This window comes from Vibrio sp. D173a, from assembly GCF_030248475.1.
The window spans coordinates 1-626 of record NZ_JAHGAH010001456.1 but is presented as its reverse complement, the minus strand read 5'-3'; the positions used below and the strand labels follow the sequence as shown (position 1 = coordinate 626).

The following is a 626-nucleotide window of genomic DNA, read 5'->3' as shown; positions in this document are numbered from 1 at the left end:
ACGTTCAAGAACCAAGGTCATATCTTGTTTGGGCTCAATACCCACTTCTGCACACTCCTTAGAGAAGAAGTTCCAATGTGCCTCTTGCCACCATGCTAAAGACAAATCACCTTCGCCTTCTGATTTGGCAAATTCAGCGGTTACCTCGTTGTAAGGGCACTGGGTTACGGAGTCTATTTCGATGATGCAAATCGGATTACCGTGCCAGTCGACAACCACTTGCAGGTGACCAACTGTAGGCATCGGCTCTTCGCCAGACTCGTACCAGTAAGCCATGCTGCAGGTTGCGGTTTTCTTACCTTGCTTGATAAGTTCAGCACACAAGTTGGCATTGTATTCGTCGCCGCAAAAGTAGTCAGAGCTGAAAGATTGGTACTTAAGGCGTGTTTGTTCTGGGAGTGAATTGAGAAAGTTGTCTAAGTAGAGTTGCGATCTATCGTCCATGAGAGCCTAACTGTTTGAAATAATGGGTTGTATGGTAACTCACTCAAGAATATCACAACTCGGTTAGGCTCAGATGAACTTCTACCTTTTAGAGATGAGCATAGCTTGCACTAGGCTTGATTTTTTTCTTTAAAGTGGTGAAAATACAACCATCATTTCTCGAGGAGTTTACGCCAATATGA

Annotated in this window: 1 protein-coding gene; it reads right to left on the bottom strand. The window is 44.2% G+C overall.

Going from position 1 to position 626, the window contains the following annotated elements:
- Positions 1-444 (bottom strand): ASCH domain-containing protein (locus KIV40_RS34035; RefSeq protein ID WP_285353860.1); only part of this gene is annotated, 444 nt, incomplete at its 3' end.
- Positions 445-626 lie beyond the last annotated feature (182 nt).